Here is a 13098-nt window from a genome sequence, read left to right as displayed (position 1 = left end):
ATCTCAGGCGCGGTGCGGGGGTGTTGGGGCGGGGGCGGGGGGGCGGGAGAGCCGGGACGGTGCCGCGCGGACCGGACCGGCTCTCCGCACGGCAGGTCAGCTGCCGCCGGTCTCGCCGGTCTCACCACCAGGCTCACCGGTTCCGCGGGTCTGGCGGGTCTCGTAGGCCTCGTGTCCGCCGTACCCCTGTTCCGTCCCGTCCCCGGGCTCGGGCAGCGGGGCTCCCGTCTCCAGGAGGGTCTTGAGGCTGGAGGCGAGCATCGGCCAGGCCCGCCCGCACATGCCGATCAGCGTGCCGCCCGGTTCGAAGCCCTCGTGCAGGATGGTCAGCCGGGCGAGGGCGTCGCCGACCGGCTCGATCTCGTACGTCACCTTCGTGCGCCGCTCCCCGGCCAGTTCGGCCCGCAGCTCCTCGCCGATCCCGACGGCGGCCGCCCACTGCGGGGTGAAGGTGTGCCAGGTGTAGGACAGCAGGCGGTCCGGGACGCAGTCCAGGACCACCTGCTCGGGGTCGCTGGTGCGGGCCCCGCGCTCGACCCAGTCCATCGTCGAGCCCACGGCCCAGTCGGTCTCGAAGCTCAGGCCCCAGTAACGGCGGGTGAGGGCAGGATCGGTGAGGGCCTGCCAGACCCGGTCCGGATCGGCCTGGATGTACAGGGTGTAGGTGATCGCACTGTCGCTCATGGCCCCATGCTGCGGGACCGCGGACCGCGGACGCCGGATTTCCCGATCATGGCGGCGGACGAGGACGGTCCGGCCGTCCCGTCGGCCGCGGGCAACCGGCACGCGCCTCACATCACGTGGAACGCGACCCCGCACAACCCGAGCCCGGCCCGCGCGGCCCCGCGCCAGGCCCGGAGCGGCCCGTCGAGGACGCTCTCCTCGTCGTCGGGCCGGTCCAGCCAGTGCTGCTCCTGCTCCCGCGCCCGCTCCCGCTCCCCCGGCGTGAAAGCCAGCGCCCGCTCCACTTGCGGCAGCGCCCGCCGTACCTGGGCGGCGGTCAGCAGGAAGTTCCCGCACCAGCCGGGCAGCAGAGCGGCACGCCGGGGCCCGATGGCATGGAAGAGCGCGGCGACCGCGTAGTCCTTCCGCTGGACGGACACGAACATCTCCGCCGGTTCCGGCAGGCGCTCCCAGACATCGTCCGCGAGGTGGAAATCCGGGTCCGCGCTGCCGTTGCACAGGTCGTCGACGTGACGGCCCGGACTCGTCAGCTCCAGGAAGGAGCGGATCGCGTCGTCGTGAGCCGCATCGGTCCACCACGTGCGGTGGTCGGGCAGCGGGGCACTCTGCCACCTCGCCCACCGGCGGCGGGCGTCCGGGCAGGCGCGGTCGGCCTCGATGGCCACCGCTACGCGTGGCGCGAGCTCCCGGACGACGGAGTCCTCGTGGCCGCTGATCGACCAGGCACTGGTGAATCCCATGCCGTCGACGGTAGGAGGCCGCACCGACAACGGCGGTCCGCTCTCACCAACGCGTGCCCGCCTCCGGGAGTTCCGTGGGCGGGGTGCGGGGCGGGGGCGGGAGGGAGAGGCGCGTGCGGGCCGTGTGGACCGCCGCGAGTTCGTCGTCGCCGGACCGGCCCCAGTCGCTCAGTTCGCGGACCTGCTCGGGTGTGGCCAGCAGGCGGGCGTACTCCGCGTCCGGCGCCGACGGGAGCCCGGTGAGGCGGGCCGCGGTGCGGGCGTGGACGCCCTGGTCACCGTACCGGTAGCCGAGCGGGGCGGCCCCGGCGGTCGGTGCCGCCGTCGGGGGCGGGAGGTGGGCCGCGCCGGTGGCGCGGGCGATCAGGAGCAGGACCCGGCCGTCGGGGGCGAAGAGCCACGCCGAGCGGTCCCGTACGGGCAGTTGCGCGGGAACCGGGCCCGCGTGCCAGGCGCCGTGCTGCGCGGTCCGGCGGGTGCGCAGCACGCCCAGCCGGTCGAGGGCGGTGGGCACGGTGGGGCGGCCGTCCTCCAGCAGGGCGGTCCCGGAGCCGTTGATCCGGGACCGCAGCGCGGACAGGGCGCGGCGGGCGTCGCCCGCGTCCATCAGGGCGGGCAGGTCGGCCGGCTCGGCGAAATGGATGCCGGTGATCTCCTGGGCCGGCAGCCGGACGGAGTCGATCCGCTCCTGGTTCCAGGTGCCGCCGTCGTAGACGTGGAGGATCTCGCCGGGGAACCGCATGCCGGCCGGGAAACCCGGCGTGTCGGCCGGGATCCAGTCCACGGCGAGGCCGCGCGGGTAGCGGCCGTCGACGCCCAGTTCCTCCCGCATCTCGCGGGCCGCCGCGGCGGACGGCGCCTCGCCCGCGTCCACGGCGCCGCCGGGCAGCAGCCGGTCGGACCGGTAGTCGACGCTCTGCACGAGGACCCGGCCGTCGGTGTCGGTGACGAGGACGACGGCTCCGGTCCACAGGGCGGCGCGCGAGGCGCCGTACGCCTCCGGGGTCATCCAGGTGCCCGCCCGCCGCTGGTCGTCGGGCCCGGTCCCGTCCTGATCGGGCACGGCCTCGTCGGTCAGCTGCGGCATCGGAACTCCGTTCACCGTGGGTGGACCCGCCGGCTGTGCAACAGCGGGCGCGGCCCGCTGGTTACGGCGGACCCGGACCTCCCGCGCTGTGCCGCCCCTGTACCTCCTTATCACCTGGTTATGCGGTCCTTGCTACGTTCCGCAGGCGGATCGGCGGCATGAAACCCTCCGGTCCGACCACGTCACCGGCCCGACGAGACCCATGCGACGCGCCGGTTCCGGCGACCTGCCCGGCCGGCCCACCGGCAGGCCGGCCGCGGTCGACGCCGTGCGCGGACTCGCCGTCCTCGGCATGTTCGCCGTGCACGTGGGCCCCGGCCCGCGGCCCGAGGGCGCCGGGTACGTGATCGTCGCGACCGACGGCCGCGCCCCGGCGTTCGCCCTCCTCGCCGGCTTCTGCCTGATGCTCGCCCAGCGGGGCCGCCCGGCGGACCTGCCCGACGGATGGACGCGGCGCTACCGTGCCCGGCGTTCGGGTACGAGTCCTCCGGGCGGGGCCTGGTCCCCGAAGCCGCCGCTTTCACCAGCTGGTCCGGGCTGGGCGGGGCGCTCCGCGAGCTGCTGCTCACGGGCGCGTATCCGCTGGCCACCTACTTCCCGTACGTCCTGGCCGGGATGGCCCTGGCCCGTCTGTGCGATGTCCGGGAGCGGGCGGTGGCCGGGCGGATGGCCGGGGGGGCGGCGGCCGCCGTGGCGGGCTACGGCTCCGCCCGGCTCGCCGCCCACGTGTTCGGCGCCCGGACCGCCCGGATCGCCTTCAGCGCCGCCGCGCTCACCGTGACCTGGGTCTGGCACCGCGTGCACGCCGACGGCCCCCTTCGCCGCGGCCCCCTCGAACACGCTCTCCGCCCGGCTACCCGACCCCGAAGCCGGAGCTAGCCGGGGCCGGGGCCCGGGGCCGGCACCGGGCAGCCGCACACTTCACCCATCAGCGTGACGGGTGCGACTCGCGGGCGCCCGGTACGGCAGGGTGGGCGGATGCAGCTGCGCCGGGCCCTGCCCCTGACCCTTGCCGCACTCGCCATGGCCACCGGATGCGTGACCGTGCATCCCGCCGCCCCACCCGACGCTCCGCGTCTCGCTCCCGCGGCGGCCCGCACGGAGCCCGACCAACCACCCGTGCCTGCCTTACCGTTGGGCTACCTCCCGGAGACCTCGGAGCCCGCACCGCCGACCGTTCCGGCGGAGCCGGTACCGGCGGCGGCCCCGGAACCTCCGCACCGGGCGGTCCGGCCCGCCAGGCCGTACAAGCCGGCCAAGCCGGCCAAGCCCGCCCGCCCCGCACCCCGGGCCAAGCCCCGCAAGCACCCTCCGGCGAAGTCCAAGTCCCGTCCCGTGCCTGCCCGTTCGTACGACATGGCGGCGCTGTGCGAAGCGGCCCGCGGCATGGTGTCACCCTCCATCGTGGCCCTCTGCCACTAGGCCCTGTCCGGGGACCGGCCCGGCCGGCGGATACCCTCGGAGCCGCACGGCGGACGACTCGGGGAGCGGGCACATGAACGACGCGGGACCGGAGGCGGCCGCGGCCGTCGTCCGTGCGCTGCGGGAGCTGGCGCGGGAACGGCCGGACGAGGTCGAGCTGTTCGACGGCTTCACCGACGCCGAGTTGGACGGCTGGGCCGTCCCGGTCCCGGAGGACGTCCGGGTCGTGCTCCGGGAGATCGGCGGGCTGGAGAGCGAGGAGCACGAGTACCGCTTCGGGCCGCGCGGCCGCGCGGTGTTCGCGGACGGCTACTGGACCCTCGGTGAACTGGGCTTCGGCGAAGGTTCGTTGATCGTCGGCGTCGGCTCCGCCGACTGGGGGCCGGTCGTGGCCGTGCATCCGTGGGGGGACGACCCGGACGTCACGGTCGAGGCCCCGGAATTCGTCGGCTGGCTCGCCGGCTTCACTGAGCGGCTCGCCGACGGGGCGGCGGACCGGACCGCCGCGAAGTATTTCGTACCGGCCGTTCCGACCGTCGAGGTGGCCGAGGGCACGGACACCGGGCTCGCCGCGCTCGTCGGGCGCGGGGACTCGCTCACCGACCTCGTCGACCTGCGCGACCTGCCCGGCTACCCGTGCGCGGTGGGCTGGGAACCGTACTTCTCCACCGCCCACAACACGGCCGACACCGGAAGCAGCGAGATCCAGTTCCGGATCGTGGGTGACGGCCGGGCGCTGCTGCTGCGCAGTGTGGTGAGCGGGGACTTCCTCGGGCGGCCGGTACGCAGGCACCGCCCGCCGGCGGATGCCGCGGACCGCGCGGTCGCCGAACTGCGGGCACTGGCCGACGAGTTCCCCACCTTCGTCGTACTCGACGCGGGTGTCGCCGATCGGGCGATGGACGGCTGGGCGGTCCCGGTGCCCGCCGACGTCCGGTGCGTGCTGCGGGAGATCGGCGCGGTGGCGGTCGCGGGACTGCCCGCGCTGCGGCTGCTGCCCGGGGCCCCCGAGCACGAGGTGGACCCGGAGGTGCACCGCATGATGGGCGGCGACGGCACGTACTGGCCGCTGGCCCGGATCGGGTACGGGCACAGCCCCGCGCTCCTGCAGATCCGCGTCGACCCGGAGGCCGGCCGGTGGGGGTACGCCGTCTCCGTGCCGGCCGAGGCGAAGGCGCTGCGGGAGTACCCGGAGCTGGCCCTGCTCGCCGAATCTCTGCCGGACCTGCTGCTGACCTTCGCCCGGCTGGCCCGGCAGGCCGTGGACCGACCCGACTTCGCGGGCCGGGTCTCCCGGGACACCCGGTGGCTGTTCCCCAACACCGGGGAACCGTGGCCGCGGCCCACCCCGGTCGGCGAGTGGGCGGGATCGGCGGACCCACTGCTCTCGGCGGCCGCCGGACTGCCGGCCGGCACGCACGCCGCCGACCTGCGGGCGGTACCGATCCCGAGCGACCTGTGCTTCTACCGGGCGGCGGGCTGGCCGTACGCGGCCCGGCTGGACCGGCTGCACTTCGCGGCGGGCGGCGGGCTGGCCGCGGCGGTACCGGCCGGCGGCTGAGCGCCGCCGCCCTGGCCGGCGTGTCACCCCGGGCCGGTGGCCGGGGGCGGTCCGGGGTCCGGGGGCGGTCCGTAGAGCCCCGTGAGTTCGGCGCCCAGGCGGGCCAGCCACTCCCGTACCTCCGGTGGTTCGAGCACTTCGACCCGGGCTCCCAGCCCGGACAGGTGCGCGGCCAGCGCCCTCGGTGCCGGGCCGTCGACCCAGACCTCCGTCCAGCCGTCGGGCAGCGGGCCGCCGACCCGCAGCCGGCCGCCGGACAGGCGTGCCAGCAGCGCCACCGCGCCGGGTTCGACGCGGGCCCGGGCGGTCACCGCGTACAACCGGTCCTCCATGGCCCCGGCGAGTTCCCGCCAGGCCGTGGCGAGGTCGAAGCCGGCCGGCCGGTGCGCGGGTTCGCCGGTCGGTTCGACCGAGGTGACCCGGCTGAGCCGGAAGGTGCGCAGCCCTTTCTCCGTACCGGCGACGAGGTACTCGACTCCCGCCTTGGCCACGAGGCCGAGCGGGTCGACCAGGCGGACGGCGGCCGGTTTGCCGGCGCCCGCGTACCCGAGTCGGATCCGCGTGCCGTCCACCACGGACCGCTGGAGGGCCGCGCGGTGGGGGGCCTCGGCGGTGACGGGATTGCGCGACCAGTCGGTGCCGTCGACGGCGGCGGCCCGCGAGGCGGCCTCGGCGCCCCCGCGGAGGGTGGCCGGCAGGGCCTGGACCAGCTTGCGCAGCGTGGTGCGCAGTTCGGGGGTGGTGGCCAGGGGGCCGGCGACGAGGAACAGCGCCCGGATCTCGTCGGCGGTGAGGCCGGTGAGGTTGGTGCGGGCGCCGCCGACCAGGGACCAGCCGCCGCCGCGGCCGCGCTGCGCATAGACGGGGATCCCGGCCGCGGCCAGTGCCTCCAGGTCGCGCCGGGCGGTCCGCTCCGAGACGTCGAGTTCGGCGGCCACTTCGGGGACGGTGACGCGCCCTCGCTCCTGGAGGAACAGCAGGGCGGCCACCAGCCGGTCAGCCTTCACGGGAGTCGTTTCGCATGGAATGGATTCTGTCCCGAAAACTGGCCAGAGGATGGCCACTTTGCCCGCCAGGATGACGTCATGACCGAAACCCAGCAGTTCACCGCAACCCCTTCCACCCCGTCCTCCTCCCCGTCCTCCTCCCCCGCCGTCGACACCCGTCCGGATCTGGCGGCTGCCGTGGCCCTCGCCGGACGCACCCTCGCCGCCGTCCGGCCGGACCAGTACGACGCCCCGACCCCCTGCGACGAGTTCGACGTGCGGCGCCTGTCGAGCCACCTCGTCGCCGTGCTGCGGCGGATCGCCGTGATCGGGCGCGGTGAGGACCCCTTCAGCGTCCCCTCCTTCGCCGACGAGCTCGCGGACGGCGAGTGGGCGGCCGCCTGGGAGCCGGCCGCACGTGAGGTGGCGCGGGTGTGGGCGGATCCGGACGTGCTCGGCCGCGACCTGCGCCTGCCGATGGGTGTCCGGCCGGGAGCGCTCGCGGCGACCTTGTACGCCAACGAGCTGACCCTGCACACCTGGGACCTCGCCACCGCCACCGGACAGCGACCGGACTGGGACACCGAACTGCTGGAGCGGCTCGTCGAGGTGGTACGCCGGGCGATGCCGGCCGAAACCCGCGGCGGCCGCATCCCGTACGGCGAGGTGGTCCCCGTGGCCTCCGACGCGTCCGCCCTCGACCGGCTGGTGGCCTGGTCCGGCCGCCGCCCCTGAGCGGCCGGCCGGCCCGCCGGTCGGCGCCGACCGCCTGTTATTCGATGGATGAGGCTGCTCCGGATACCTACAGTGACGGGGCACCACGTCGTCGAGCAGGAGCAGATCATGCGCACGCACTACCCCCGTACGCCACATCTGCCCTGGTCCCCCGGGGCGGCCGCGGACGATGTCCGGGTGACCGGGCCGGGGGCCCTGGCGGGGCTGGCCGGGCGCGAGGTCGTGGTGACCGAGAAGCTCGACGGGGAGAACACCACCCTGTACGCGGACGGCCTGCACGCGCGTTCGCTCGACTCGGCGCACCACCCCTCGCGGGCGTGGGTCAAGGGCCTCCAGGGCAGGATCGGCGCGGGCATCCCGGCCGACTGGCGGGTGTGCGGGGAAAATCTGTACGCCCGGCACTCGCTCGCGTACGAGGACCTGGACAGCTGGTTCTACGGGTTCTCGGTGTGGGACGGGGGGCACTGCCTGGACTGGGACCGGACCGTGCGCTTCCTGCGCGGGCTGGGAGTTCCCGCTCCGCGCGTGCTGTGGCGGGGCACCTTCGACGAGCGCGCGCTGCGCAAGCTGAAGCTCGACACCGCGCGGCAGGAGGGGTACGTCGTACGGACCGTCGACGGCTTCGCGTACCAGGACTTCGGGCGCCGCGTGGCCAAGTGGGTGCGCGGCGGGCACGTACAGACGGACACGCACTGGATGTTCGCACCGGTCGTGCCGAACGGGCTCGGCCCGGCGGCCCCGTTGTGGGCGGTCCGGTCGGGGGCGCAGGCCGACCCGGCGGAGCTGCTGACGGCGGCCGGGGTGTCGGGTGCGCCCTGGGCGTCCGGAGCCGGTGAAGCCACGGACGTCACGGACGTCACCGAGGCCGACCACTCCGCCGATGCCGTGGCCGAGGTCGCCGCCCGCACGGACGGGCTGGGGCGGACCGGCGAGGCCCGGCTGGCCGGGGTACTGGCCGCCGTACTGCACCGCGCGCCGCGGGCCCGGGTCGCGGCGCGGCTCGCGGCGGGCCCGCTCGGGATGGCGTCGGCCCGGCGGGTGTCCGACCTGGTCGGGCTGTACCCGTACCTCCAGCGGCCGTTCCCGGACGCGGAGCGGCGTGCGGGCCTGGTCCGGATGGCCGCCGCGGCCGACCTGGGCGTGCTGCACGCGCTGGCGGGGGCAGCGGCCCTGGACGCGCAGGCGCGCGAGTGCGTGGAGTGGTCCGCGCTGTGCGCGGAGGAGGCGGGGCTGCTCGGACCCGACCCGCTCGGGGCCTTGCGCACCGCGCTGCGGGAGCCCCTCGGCGCGCTCGACGCGGACGCGGCCGACCGCTGCTGGGCCGAGGCGCGGCGCGCGTTCGCCCTGGGCCGGATCGGCACGGCCGAGGAAGCGGTGGCGGCCACCTGGCGCTGGCGCGACGGAACGTTTCCCCGGCTGGTGCAGCTGTGCGGGCCCTCGGGCAGCGGCAAGAGCACCTTCGGCCGAGCGCTGCCCGGAGTGGACACGTACATCAGTCTCGACGATCTGCGCACCGCCCGGGGTTCCCGTGCGGACCAGCGGGCCAACACGGAGGTGCTGAGCGAGGGCCTCGACCGCCTCGACGCCGCGCTGGCTCGCGGGGGCACGGTCGTGTGGGACGCGACCTCCCTCACCGACCAGCAGCGGGGACTGGCCGGTTCGGTCGCGCGGCGCCGCGACGCGCTGGTCACCCACGCCGTCGCACTGGTCGACGAGGAGGAGCTGGTACGGCGCAACGCCGTGCGCCCGCATCCGGTACCGCCGCAGGTGCTGGACTCGCAGCTGCACCGGTTCAGCCCGCCGTATCCCGGTCAGGCGCACCGGACCTGGTACATCGGCGCGGGCGGGAGCGTCGAGGACACGGCGGGCGGCCTGGGCGCCGCGGCGGGCGGGGAGCGTTGATGCGTACCAGCGAGGAGCTCTACCACCAGGTCCGCTGGGACCCCCGGTTCGATCCGGCCCGGTTCGTCCTCGGGCTGCTCCAGCGCGGAGCCGGCCCGAAGCGCGTGCCGCTGCCGTCCTTCGTGCCCGGCGGCGACATCCCCTGGCACCGCGTGCTCTTCGTCGAGGCGGACGGCGAGCTGGTGTGGGACCGGGCCACGGGAGTGGACCGGATCGACGCCACCGCCGCGGGGCGGATCCGTGAACCGCGCCTGCTGCGGGCGCCGTTCTTCACCGCCCGGACCCCGTACGCGTGGGATCCGGCGGACGGCGGTGCCTGGCGGCCGGCGCAGGCACCGTCCGGCGGCGGGGCGGGGGCCGCGGCCGCGGTACGGCTGCTGACCTGGAACACCCTCTGGGACCGGTACGACGCCCCGCGCATCTCCACCGCGCGGCGCAGGCCGCTGCTGCTGGCCGATCTGGCGGCCGCCGATGCCGATGTCATCGCGCTCCAGGAGGTCGAAGCCGGACTGTTCGGCATGCTGCTGGCCGAGGAGTGGGTGCGGGAGCGGTACACGCTCGCCGCGGATCCGGGCGGCCGGGACGTCGCCGAGTACGGGCTGCTGGTGCTGAGCAGGCTGCCGGTGCGGGAGGCGGGGCTGCACCGGCTCGGCCCGCACAAGGGGGTCACCGCCGTCACGGTGGACACCGCGGGCGGCCCCCTGGTCGTCGCCGCGACCCACCTGACCAGCGACCACACCGAGAACGGAGACGTGCGGCGGACGGCCGAACTGGCGCGGCTGGCCGAGGGATTGGGCGTCGTGGAAGCGCCGGTGGCGCTGCTGGGTGACTTCAACGACGGCCGCTCCGGAGCCGACGGCCCCGCGGCCGCGCTCGGGATGCGGGACGCGTGGAGCGACGTACACGGCGCCGCCGACGGCACGCCCACCTTCGATCCCGTGGCCAATCCCCTGGCGGCGGTGGGCTCGCTGTCGGGGCGGGCCGGGCGGCTGGACCGGATCCTGCTGCGGGCCTCCGGGTCGGCGCGGGTCGCCCGGGCGGCGCTGCGCGGCCACGCGCCGGGCCCCGACGGCCTGTTCATCTCCGACCACTACGGGGTGGAGGCGACGGTCGAGTTCGGGGATCCGGGCACCGGGTCCGCGCGGCTCGACGTACCGGCGACGGCCCGTACGGCGGTGGCGTGGCTGCCGCCCCGCCTCCCGGAGGCGGTCGGGGAGCTGCGGCGGGCGTACGACCCGCAGGCCGACCGATGGCCCGCGCACGTCAACCTGCTCTTCGGCTTCGTACCCGAGTCCTCGTTCGAGGAGGCGGTGCCGCTGCTGGCCGAAGTGGCGGCGACGACACCGGCGTTCACCGCACGGCTGGAGGGCGTGCACAGCTTCGGGCACCGGGAGGACGCCACGCTCTGGCTGGACCCGGCGGCGGCCGGTGACGAGCCGTGGCAGGAGCTGCGCGGTGCGCTGGCGCGGCGGTTCCCGGGGTGCCGGGGGCGCACCGGGGAATACACCCCACACCTGACCCTGGGCCGCAGCCGGGATCCGCAGCGGGCGGTCGCGGAGTTCACCGCCCGGCTCGGGGGCGCGCCGGACTTCGGGCGGACGGTCGCGCGCGTCGGGGAACTGGCCGTGCTGTCGCGGCGCGGGGACGGGCCGATGCGGGTCCGGGCGACGGTAGCGCTGGGGACGGGCGAGGTGCGGTGGGTGGCGCCGGAAGCCGCGGAGCCGGTCGCCGGACCAGTCACGGAACCGGTCACGGAACCGGTCACGGAACCGGTCACGGAACCGGTCACCGATCAGTTCGTCATGTCCGCGGCCGATCGGGTGGCGTGGGCTCTCGGCGACGGGCTGGTGCGGGTGGCCGGTTCGCGCCGCATGCGCTGCGCCCTTCCGGATGCCGATCTGGACCTGGTGGCGGCGCTGCCGGGCACGGCCGAAGTCGCGGAGGTACGGCGGCGGGTCGAAGCGGCGCTGCCGGAGGCCGAGCGGATGCGGGAGGTGACCGGCGCGCGGGTGCCGGGGCTGCGGTTCCGGCTGGGGGCGCTGGACGTGGACCTGGTGGTGGTCGGCTGCGGCGCGGTGGAACCGGGTCAGGCGCTCCCGCGGCGGTCGGAGCTGGGCGAGTCGGCGGCCGTCGCGCTGAGCGCGCTGAGCGACGCGGATGCCGTACGGGACGTCGTGCGCGGGCAGTTCGCCGCGTTCACCCGGCTGGCACGGGAGGTCAAGGCCTGGGCCCGCGCGCGGGGTCTGGACTCGGCGCCGTTCGGCGGACTGCCCGGCCTCGCCTGGGCGGTGCTCGCCGCGCGTACCGTGCGCGCGGCCGGGCCGATGCCGCACGAGGCGCTGCTGCGGGAGTTCTTCGGCATGTGGGCGGCGTGGGACTGGCGGGAGCCGGTCGGCCTGGCGCCCTCGCCGCCGGGACCCGGCCCGGTGACGGTCCTCACCCCCTCCGAGCCGGTCCGCAGCTGCACGGCCCAGGTGGGACCGGGCCTGCGCGATCTGCTCGTACGGGAGCTGTACCTGGCCTGGGAGCTGCTGGACGCGGATCCCGGGGCCTTCGGCGAGGTCCTGGCGGCCCCGCCGCTGCACCGGCGGCACGCCGCCTGGGCGGTGGTGACCGTACGGGCGCCGGAGGAGCGGGAGTTCGAGGCGGTCCTGGGCCGGGTGCGCGGCCGGCTACGGGCGCTGCTCGGCGCCCTGGAGGAGGCGGGAACCGCCGACGCGCACGCCTGGCCGCGCCCCTTCGCGACGGGCCCGGGCCTGGCCCGCTACGCGATCGGGCTCGGCGCCGCCCCGCCGGACGCGGCGCGCCTCGCCGCCGTGGCCGCGCCGTGGTCGCGCGGCCTGCCCGGCGTCGAGGTCGCGTGGGCGGCGTGCGGCGAGGTGCCGGACCTGGGCACGGACCTGGGCCCGGACCTGGGCGCGGACCTGGGCGCGGCGGTCGGCGGGTAGCGGCGGTGCCGGGTTCAGACCTCGATGACGATCTTGCCCGCCGTGTGTCCGGCCTGGCTCAGCTCGAAGGCCGCGGCCAGCTCGGACAGCGGGAAGGTCCGCGCGACGGGCACCGTGAGCTGCCCGCTGTCCGCGAGGCGGCCCAGTGCTTCCAGGTCGCTGCCGACCGGGCGGACCCACATCCACTGGCCGCCCGAGCCGGTGACGGTGGGGTCGGCGATGGAGGCGTGACGGCCCTCGTCGTGCAGCACTTCGCGGGTGACGTCGAGGACCCCGCCCACGAAGTCGGCGACGACCGTGACGCCTTCGGGGGCGAGGGCGCGGACCCGGTCCGCGAGTCCGTCGCCGTACTCGACGGGCTCGGCTCCGAGCTCGCGGACGCGGTCGTGGTTGCGCGGGGACGCGGTGCCGATGACCCTGGCCCCGAGCGCGCGGGCGATCTGGACGCCGAGGGAGCCGACCCCGCCGGCGGCGCCGTGGATGAGGACGGTGTCGTCCTTGCCGGTGCCGAGCCGGGTGAGCACCTGGTAGGCGGTCTGGCCGGCGAGCGGGAGCCCGGCGGCCTCGGCCCAGCCGAGCGAGGCGGGCTTGTGCGCGAGGGACCGTGCGGGCACGGTGACGAACTCCGCGCAGGTCCCCCCGTGCACGTAGTCCTTGCGGACGTTGGCCATGACCTCGTCGCCCTCGGCGAACTCCGGAGTGTCGATTCCGACGCGCTCGACGGTGCCGGAGACGTCCCAGCAGGGAACCACCGGATACACGATGTCCATCAGGCCGTCGAGCCCGCCCGCCATGATCTTCCAGTCGACGGGGTTGACACTGGCGTACTTCACCCGGACGAGGACCTCGCCGGGACCGAATTTCGGCAGGGGCAGCCGGGTCTCTTCGAGCACCTCCGTCCCGCCGTACGCCTTGTAGGCCATCGCTCGCATGGTGGTGTCCTGCGCCATCTACCCGACCTCTCCGTGAGCTGCTGGATCCGCCCCCGGTCCCATCCCACCACGCACGTCGCGCCCGCCCCGAGAAGCAGGGC

11 protein-coding genes are annotated in these 13098 nt (G+C 75.9%); 6 read left to right on the top strand and 5 right to left on the bottom strand.

Going from position 1 to position 13098, the window contains the following annotated elements; genetic code table 11:
- Nucleotides 1-96: 96 nt before the first annotated feature.
- From ACGFYQ_RS20025 to ACGFYQ_RS20015, 3 genes are all read right to left on the bottom strand, one after another.
- Nucleotides 97-684 carry an SRPBCC family protein gene (locus ACGFYQ_RS20025; RefSeq protein ID WP_393745602.1) on the bottom strand — a complete coding sequence of 196 codons (588 nt, stop codon included), beginning with the start codon at nt 682-684 and terminating at the stop codon, nt 97-99.
- Between the two features lie 107 nt (nt 685-791).
- A complete protein-coding gene (locus tag ACGFYQ_RS20020; protein WP_393745600.1) occupies nt 792-1424 on the bottom strand; it encodes a hypothetical protein in 633 nt (210 codons plus the stop codon).
- 43 nt (nt 1425-1467) lie between these two features.
- Entirely contained in the window at nt 1468-2511 is a 1044-nt protein-coding gene (locus ACGFYQ_RS20015) for an NUDIX domain-containing protein (RefSeq protein WP_393745598.1), read from the bottom strand.
- A gap of 444 nt (nt 2512-2955) precedes the next feature.
- Between ACGFYQ_RS20015 and ACGFYQ_RS20010 the strand changes: the two genes are divergently transcribed.
- The 3 genes from ACGFYQ_RS20010 (at nt 2956) to ACGFYQ_RS20000 (ending at nt 5494) form a co-directional block, all read left to right on the top strand.
- Nucleotides 2956-3390, top strand: a complete 435-nt coding sequence (locus ACGFYQ_RS20010; RefSeq protein ID WP_393745596.1) for a hypothetical protein — start codon at nt 2956-2958, stop codon at nt 3388-3390.
- Nucleotides 3391-3630: 240 nt separating this feature from the next.
- Entirely contained in the window at nt 3631-3933 is a 303-nt protein-coding gene (locus ACGFYQ_RS20005) for a hypothetical protein (RefSeq protein ID WP_393745594.1), read from the top strand.
- Nucleotides 3934-4006: 73 nt separating this feature from the next.
- Nucleotides 4007-5494, top strand: coding sequence for a hypothetical protein (locus tag ACGFYQ_RS20000; RefSeq protein ID WP_393745592.1), 1488 nt, complete (start codon nt 4007-4009; stop codon nt 5492-5494).
- A gap of 23 nt (nt 5495-5517) precedes the next feature.
- On the opposite strand, the gene ACGFYQ_RS19995 is transcribed toward ACGFYQ_RS20000, so the two are convergent.
- Nucleotides 5518-6501, bottom strand: coding sequence for a helix-turn-helix transcriptional regulator (locus ACGFYQ_RS19995; RefSeq protein ID WP_393745590.1), 984 nt, complete (start codon nt 6499-6501; stop codon nt 5518-5520).
- A gap of 78 nt (nt 6502-6579) precedes the next feature.
- On the opposite strand from ACGFYQ_RS19995, the gene ACGFYQ_RS19990 reads away from it, so the two are divergent.
- From ACGFYQ_RS19990 to ACGFYQ_RS19980, 3 genes are all read left to right on the top strand, one after another.
- A complete protein-coding gene (locus tag ACGFYQ_RS19990; RefSeq protein WP_393745588.1) occupies nt 6580-7215 on the top strand; it encodes a TIGR03086 family metal-binding protein in 636 nt (211 codons plus the stop codon).
- A 108-nt stretch (nt 7216-7323) separates the two neighbouring features.
- The gene (locus tag ACGFYQ_RS19985) at nt 7324-9117 is read left to right on the top strand and encodes an RNA ligase family protein (RefSeq protein ID WP_393745923.1); all 1794 of its coding nucleotides are present in this window, start codon (nt 7324-7326) and stop codon (nt 9115-9117) included.
- On the top strand, nt 9117-12065 hold the full coding sequence (locus ACGFYQ_RS19980) for a poly(A) polymerase (protein ID WP_393745586.1): 2949 nt from the start codon (nt 9117-9119) through the stop codon (nt 12063-12065). Before ACGFYQ_RS19985 ends, ACGFYQ_RS19980 begins: the two co-directional genes overlap by 1 nt.
- Before the next feature lie 14 nt (nt 12066-12079).
- On the opposite strand, the gene ACGFYQ_RS19975 is transcribed toward ACGFYQ_RS19980, so the two are convergent.
- Complete coding sequence (locus ACGFYQ_RS19975; RefSeq protein ID WP_393745921.1) at nt 12080-12997, bottom strand: NADP-dependent oxidoreductase; 918 nt, start codon at nt 12995-12997, stop codon at nt 12080-12082.
- Nucleotides 12998-13098 lie beyond the last annotated feature (101 nt).

The organism is Streptomyces sp. NPDC048258 (assembly GCF_043201995.1).
Lineage (GTDB): Bacteria > Actinomycetota > Actinomycetes > Streptomycetales > Streptomycetaceae > Streptomyces.
This window is presented reverse-complemented; position numbering and strand designations above follow the sequence as displayed.

Excerpts from the sequence above, each read along its gene's own strand:
- ACGFYQ_RS20020 (WP_393745600.1), bottom strand. The coding sequence starts at position 1,424 with ATGGGATTCACCAGTGCCTGGTCGATCAGCGGCCACGAGGACTCCGTC.
- ACGFYQ_RS20025 (WP_393745602.1), bottom strand. The coding sequence starts at position 684 with ATGAGCGACAGTGCGATCACCTACACCCTGTACATCCAGGCCGATCCG.
- ACGFYQ_RS19980 (WP_393745586.1), top strand. The coding sequence starts at position 9,117 with ATGCGTACCAGCGAGGAGCTCTACCACCAGGTCCGCTGGGACCCCCGG.
- ACGFYQ_RS20010 (WP_393745596.1), top strand. The coding sequence starts at position 2,956 with ATGGACGCGGCGCTACCGTGCCCGGCGTTCGGGTACGAGTCCTCCGGG.
- ACGFYQ_RS19975 (WP_393745921.1), bottom strand. The coding sequence starts at position 12,997 with ATGCGAGCGATGGCCTACAAGGCGTACGGCGGGACGGAGGTGCTCGAA.
- ACGFYQ_RS19985 (WP_393745923.1), top strand. The coding sequence starts at position 7,324 with ATGCGCACGCACTACCCCCGTACGCCACATCTGCCCTGGTCCCCCGGG.
- ACGFYQ_RS19990 (WP_393745588.1), top strand. The coding sequence starts at position 6,580 with ATGACCGAAACCCAGCAGTTCACCGCAACCCCTTCCACCCCGTCCTCC.
- ACGFYQ_RS20015 (WP_393745598.1), bottom strand. The coding sequence starts at position 2,511 with ATGCCGCAGCTGACCGACGAGGCCGTGCCCGATCAGGACGGGACCGGG.
- ACGFYQ_RS20000 (WP_393745592.1), top strand. The coding sequence starts at position 4,007 with ATGAACGACGCGGGACCGGAGGCGGCCGCGGCCGTCGTCCGTGCGCTG.